At 65.9% G+C, this 5,598-nt stretch carries 6 protein-coding genes; 4 read left to right on the top strand and 2 right to left on the bottom strand.

Annotated elements, in window-relative coordinates; all coding sequences use genetic code 11:
• The 4 genes from EOA33_RS22235 to EOA33_RS22220 form a co-directional block, all read left to right on the top strand.
• On the top strand, positions 1-1,353 hold a 1,353-nt coding region (locus EOA33_RS22235; protein ID WP_145989234.1), incomplete at its 5' end, for a sugar ABC transporter ATP-binding protein.
• Positions 1,354-1,366: 13 nt separating this feature from the next.
• A complete protein-coding gene (locus EOA33_RS22230; protein WP_126059028.1) occupies positions 1,367-2,347 on the top strand; it encodes an ABC transporter permease in 981 nt (326 codons plus the stop codon).
• Positions 2,344-3,330, top strand: coding sequence for an ABC transporter permease (locus EOA33_RS22225; RefSeq protein ID WP_127406601.1), 987 nt, complete (start codon positions 2,344-2,346; stop codon positions 3,328-3,330). Before EOA33_RS22230 ends, EOA33_RS22225 begins: the two co-directional genes overlap by 4 nt.
• Before the next feature lie 56 nt (positions 3,331-3,386).
• Positions 3,387-3,875 carry a gluconokinase gene (locus EOA33_RS22220; RefSeq protein ID WP_127406602.1) on the top strand — a complete coding sequence of 163 codons (489 nt, stop codon included), beginning with the start codon at positions 3,387-3,389 and terminating at the stop codon, positions 3,873-3,875.
• On the opposite strand, the gene EOA33_RS22215 is transcribed toward EOA33_RS22220, so the two are convergent.
• A complete protein-coding gene (locus tag EOA33_RS22215) occupies positions 3,870-5,018 on the bottom strand; it encodes a hypothetical protein (RefSeq protein WP_127406600.1) in 1,149 nt (382 codons plus the stop codon). The genes EOA33_RS22220 and EOA33_RS22215 overlap by 6 nt on opposite strands.
• A gap of 136 nt (positions 5,019-5,154) precedes the next feature.
• On the bottom strand, positions 5,155-5,598 hold a 444-nt coding region (locus tag EOA33_RS22210; RefSeq protein ID WP_145989233.1), incomplete at its 5' end, for an Rrf2 family transcriptional regulator.

The raw sequence follows: 5,598 nt of genomic DNA, 5'->3' as shown, positions 1-5,598 counted from the left end.
ATGCTGGACGGTCGCGAGGTGAGCTTCGCCTCGCCGGCGGCGGCCAACCAGGCAGGCATCGTCTGCATCTTCCAGGAACTGTCGCTGATCCCGGAACTCAGCGTCGCCGACAACATCGTCATCTCCGACCCGCCGAAGCGTTTCGGCCTGATCGACCGCAAGGCGCAGCGCCGCATCGCCGAAGAGGCGCTCGCCCGCGCAGGTGCTTCCGACATCCATCCGCTGGCGCTGGTGAAGGATTTGCCGCTGTCGCGCCGGCAGATGGTCGAGATCGCCAAGGCGCTGGCCCGCAAGCCGCGCATCCTGATCCTCGACGAGGCGACCTCGGCGCTGACCGCGACCGATGTCGCCAAGATCTTCGGCGTGCTGAAGAGGCTGCGGGAAGAGGGGCTGGCGCTGCTCTACATCTCGCACCGGATGAACGAGATCGCCGAGCTTGCCGACCAGTGCACCGTCTTCCGCAACGGCCGCAACGTCGCCAGCTACGCGGCCGGCTCGAAGAGCGACAGCGAAGTCGTCGAATTGATGATCGGACGCGAATACAGCCACATCTTCCCGCCGAAGCCGGCGCGGCACGCCGCCGCCGTCCCGGTGCTGGAGGCGCGCAACCTGTGCTGGACCGATCGGCTGGACAATGTCTCGCTCACCGTCGGGGCGGGCGAGGTCGTCGGCCTCGGCGGCCTCGACGGTCAGGGCCAGCGGGAGTTGCTGCTTGCCTTCTTCGGCGTGCTGCGCGGCCTTGCCGGCGAGATCCTGGTCGACGGCAAGGCGGTTTCCATCGCCAGTCCTTCAGCCGCGCGTGACGATCGCATCGGCATGGCGCTCATCCCCGAGGACCGCAAGACCGAGGGGCTCATGCTGCCGATGACGGTGCGCGAGAACCTTTCCTTCGCGGCGCTCGACCGGCTGTCAAAGGCCGGCGTCATCGACCGCGCGACCGAGCAGCGGCTGATCGACGACATGGTGGAGCTGCTCGCGATCAAGACCGCTGGCCTCGACATTCCGGTCGGCGCGCTGTCGGGCGGCAACCAGCAGAAGGTCGTCATCGCCAAATGGCTGATGCGGCAGCCGCGCATCGTCCTGCTCAACGACCCGACGCGCGGCATCGATGTCGGCACCAAGCAGGAACTCTACCAGTTGATGCGCAAGCTCGCCGACGCCGGGGCCGCGATCCTGTTCTATTCGACCGACTATGACGAACTGATCGGCTGCTGCGACCGGGTGCTCGTGCTCTATGACGGCGCGGTCAAGCGCGAGCTGGTCGGCTCCGAGATCACCGAGCATGCGCTGATCGCCAGCGCGCTCAATATCCACGGCGAGGGCGCCGGTCCGATGCAGGGAGAGGGCGCATGAAGGGGATCGTAGCGTGAAGGATTGGCGTTACTGGCTGGCCGAGCAACGCGGAACGCTGCTCGCACTCGGTATCTTCGTCGCCATGTTCGCGATCTACAGCGCGAACCACCCGGCGGGCTTTACCGCCAATGTCGTGCAGACGGCCGCCAACAAGGGCGTGCTGCTTGCCTTCGTCGCCATGGCGCAGACCCTGGTAGTGATCACGGCCGGCATCGATCTATCCGTCGGCATGATCTTCACGCTGACCAATTGCCTGGCTTCCTGGCTGGTCATCGGCACCGGCCTCGAGACCGCCTTCGGCGTCGTCGCGGTGCTCGGCACCGGGCTCGTCTGCGGCGCCATCAACGGCGCCATCGTCATCTATGGGCGGCTGCAGCCGATCGTCGCCACCATCGCCACCGGCGCCGTCTATTTCGGCCTCGCACTGCTGCTGCGGCCGTTTCCGGGCGGTTCGGTCAATGAGGACCTTGCCGATTTCCTGACCGGGCGCTTCTTCGGCGTCGCGCCGGCGAGCCTGGTCGCGCTGGCGGTCGTGGTGCTGATCGTGTGGGTGCCGTTCAGCCGCTCGGAGCTTGGCCGCGCGGCCTACGCCGCCGGCTCCTCGGAAACCGCCGCCTACATGTCGGGCGTGCCGATCCGGCGCGGGAAATTCGTCGCCTACGCGCTTGCCGGGCTGCTTGCCGCGATCGGCGGGCTGTTCCTGACCTTCTTCACCTATACGGGCGACGCCGCCTATGCCAGCGGCAATGCCTATACGCTGTTTTCGATCGCCGCCGTCGTGCTCGGCGGCGTTTCGCTGTTCGGCGGCAAGGGCAGCGCCATCGGCGCGATCTTCGGCGCACTCGCCTTCCGCACCATTGGCGACCTTTTGTTCGTCTTCGATTTCGATCCGCTCTGGCAACCGCTGTTCCAGGGCGTCATCCTCCTGATCGCGGTCAGCCTCGGCGCCTTCGCCCTGTTCAGGGTCCGCAACCGGCTGGAGTGGTTCCTGTGAGCGAAACGACCATCGGCGGCATCGCCGGGCGCATGCCGAAATTCATCCGGCGCGCCGATCCGGCTGTTATCACGGCCTTCGCCTGCATCGTGCTGCTGCTGTTTCTCGGCAGCCTCTATTCGCGCAGCTTCCTGTCGCCGGAATATCTCTTGCAGCAGCTCAAAGTGGCGTCGTTCCTCGGCGTCATTGCCACCGGCATGATGCTGGTCATCCTGCTCGGCCAGATCGACCTGTCGGTGCCGTGGTCGGTGGCGGTCGGCGCGATGATGGCCGCCGCGGCCGCGGCCTACGGTCCGGTCGGCGTGGCGCTTGCCATCCCTTTCGGCATTGTCTGCGGTATCGCGATCGGCGTCGTCAACGGCATCGGCGTCGCCTATCTGCGCATCCCCTCGATGATCGTGACGCTGGCCACCAACGCCGTCGCGCAAGGGCTGATGGTGGTCTACACGGGGGGCTTCTCGCCGCAGGATTCGGCAACGCCGGCCATGCGCTACCTGGCGACCGGCTTTGCCATTCCGGCGGTGCCCAACGCCGTCATCATCTGGGCGCTAATCGGCGCTGCCATGGTCTTCGTGCTGACCCGTACCGGCTTCGGCCGCGCCGTCTACGGCATCGGCAACCGTGAGCGCGCCGCCTATCTTTCGGGCATTGACACACGCCGCGTTGTGATGGTCGCCTTCGCGGTTTCGGGCGGACTCTCGGCCTTTGGCGGCGTGCTTTTGGCGGGTTACGCTTCGAAGGCGGCGCAGTCGATGGGCGATGCCTATCTCTTGCCGTCGATCGCGGCGGTGGTGCTCGGCGGCACCTCGATCCTTGGTGGACGCGGTTCCTATCTGGGCACTGTCGCCGGCGTCATCCTGATCACGCTTCTGCAGTCCATCCTCTCGGTCATGCAGATGCCGGAGGCAGGACGGCAGATCATCTACGGCGTGGTCATCGTGGTCATGCTTCTGCTCTACGGCCGGGCCCCGGCGAGCCGCTGACCGTGATCGAAAAAGCGGGACCGCCGGCGACCAAGACGCCGCTGGCCATCGTGGTGATGGGGGTTGCCGGCTGCGGCAAGTCCGCGGTCGGCGAGGCGCTGGCGGCGGCGCTGGGTACAGCATTCGTCGAGGGCGACAGGCTGCATCCGCCCGAGAATGTGGCGCGCATGGCAAGCGGTGAACCGCTCACCGACGAATTGCGCGCCGGCTGGCTCGATGCGATCGGCCGGCGCATCGCGGCCTCGATCGCCGACGGGCAGAGCGTAGTCGCCGCCTGCTCGGCGCTGAAGCGCGGCTACCGCAGGCGGCTGGGCGGCTTTTGCCCGGACCTGCGTTTCGTCTATCTGGAAATCGATGCGGAAACCGCCAGGCGCCGTGTCGGCAGCCGCAAGGGGCATTTCATGCCGGCGAGCCTGGTCGACAGTCAGTTCGCCACTCTGGAAGCGCCGACAGCGGATGAACCCGCCTTGACCGTGGACGGCACCGGCCGGATCTCCAACATCGTCGCCGGCGTGCTTGACGAACTTAGGACAAAGACCTCATGAGGATACGTCGGCGTCGGCGTCCGTCGTGTCGCCCGACCTCTCGGTGAACCTCTGGGCACCTGCCCATACCATCATCTGTTCCGGGTACAATTTCATCGCCTCCAGGAGGCGATCGCGCTTGAGCAGGATGTAGCGCGCCTGCAGCTCCAGGTTCTTCGCCGCCATGTCCCCTGTCGCGGCGGATATCGGCTCTTCAGCCGGGACCAGTTCGGGACTGATAACCGCACGGTATTCGCGAAACGGCACCGTCTCGAAGGTCGACATGGCAAACAGCGCCGTTCCGCCGCGCGCGGCGAAGTTCGCCGGAGTCGAGGCCAGTTGGGTCCAACCGCTTTGCCCCATGTCGACTTCGGTGAACGTCGTGCCGGAGTGGGTGGTGTTGGTCATCAGGACGACGCCGTTTTCCCTGAGCATGCGCTGCATGCGCACGGTCACCTGATAGGCGTCGCCGCGCTCGAAGATGACCCGGCCTTTCAGAAAACGGTTCTCCACCGCGATCAGCGGCCGGTTCAGGAAGCGCAGGCCGAACACCGTGTCCGAAACGCCGTGGAAGTTGACGCTGACCTGATGCGCCTCGATGCCGGCCTCATGCAGGGCCCGCTTGCCGATGACGGTCTGGGCGGTGAACTGATCACACCAGATGATGGCGCCCCGACCTCGCTGCAGCGCCGCGCGCAGGCCCTCAAGGCCCTCCAGCCGAATTTCCGGCGACCAGCCATGGCCGGTGATGTGCGCGGCAAGCAGCAATTGTCGGCGATGGACCGCGGCAAGCAACCCCTTGAATAGCGCTTCCGTATCGACGCCATCGCCGAAGACGGCACGAACCGCCGCGGCATAGCGTGGAAAATCCTTGCGTAGATGGCGCTTCAGCCGGAGCTTGGAGCTCCAGGCGCAGATCCGCACCCAACTGGCGAGCGGCAACGTCGCGGCGACCACAAGAAAAAAGCCGAGCAACAGGCTTTCGCGAACATCGCGGTTCGAGAAGCGGCGCAGCCGGCCGGGCCTGACCAGCCTGCGGCTGAAGAAACGAACAGCTTCGCCGCGCTCCGGCACCGGCACGTCGGCGATGATCTCGGTGTGGTAGATGTTGGACGATGTCCTGCGGTCGGCCTTGCGGGATTTTCCGAACCACGGCAGCCTCATCGGATCGGTGTCCCGCCTGTTCCTGGTTGCGTCCGAAAGGCCGCTCTACTGCGTCCATTGCCCCGACGCAATCGGGCACAGGCATTCGAGCGCCCAGGGGACGGCGCTGACCTTGATGCGGAGCTTCAGGTCCGGGTCAGATCTGCGAGGTCAGCTCGACGGGAAAATCGTCATTGTCGGCGTCGCGCATGGCGGCAAGGCTGCGGTTGTCCAGCACCTCGGCAATCGCCTGGCGCACTTCCAGCATCATGTGCCGGACCTGGCAGGTCGCCTCGTCGCAATCCTCACAGCGCTGGTACTGCGTGCGGCTGGCGCAGGGGATCGGCGCCAGAGGCCCGTCGAGGACGCGCACGACATGGCCGATCTTGATCTCGGAGGCCGGCCGGGCAAGGCGATAGCCGCCTTCCTTGCCCTTGCGGCTCTGGACGAAACCGGCATTGCGCAACTCGCCCAGAATAGCGTCGAGGAATTTCTTCGGAATATTGTTGGCGACAGCGATGTCGTTGACGAATGCAAGCTGGCCGGCCGGCAGTCCGGAAAGATGCACGAGGGCCTTGAGGCCGTATTTGCCTTTTTTGGT

The sequence above is a fragment of the Mesorhizobium sp. M4A.F.Ca.ET.050.02.1.1 genome, from assembly GCF_003997725.1.
GTDB lineage: Bacteria > Pseudomonadota > Alphaproteobacteria > Rhizobiales > Rhizobiaceae > Mesorhizobium.
This window is presented reverse-complemented; position numbering and strand designations above follow the sequence as displayed.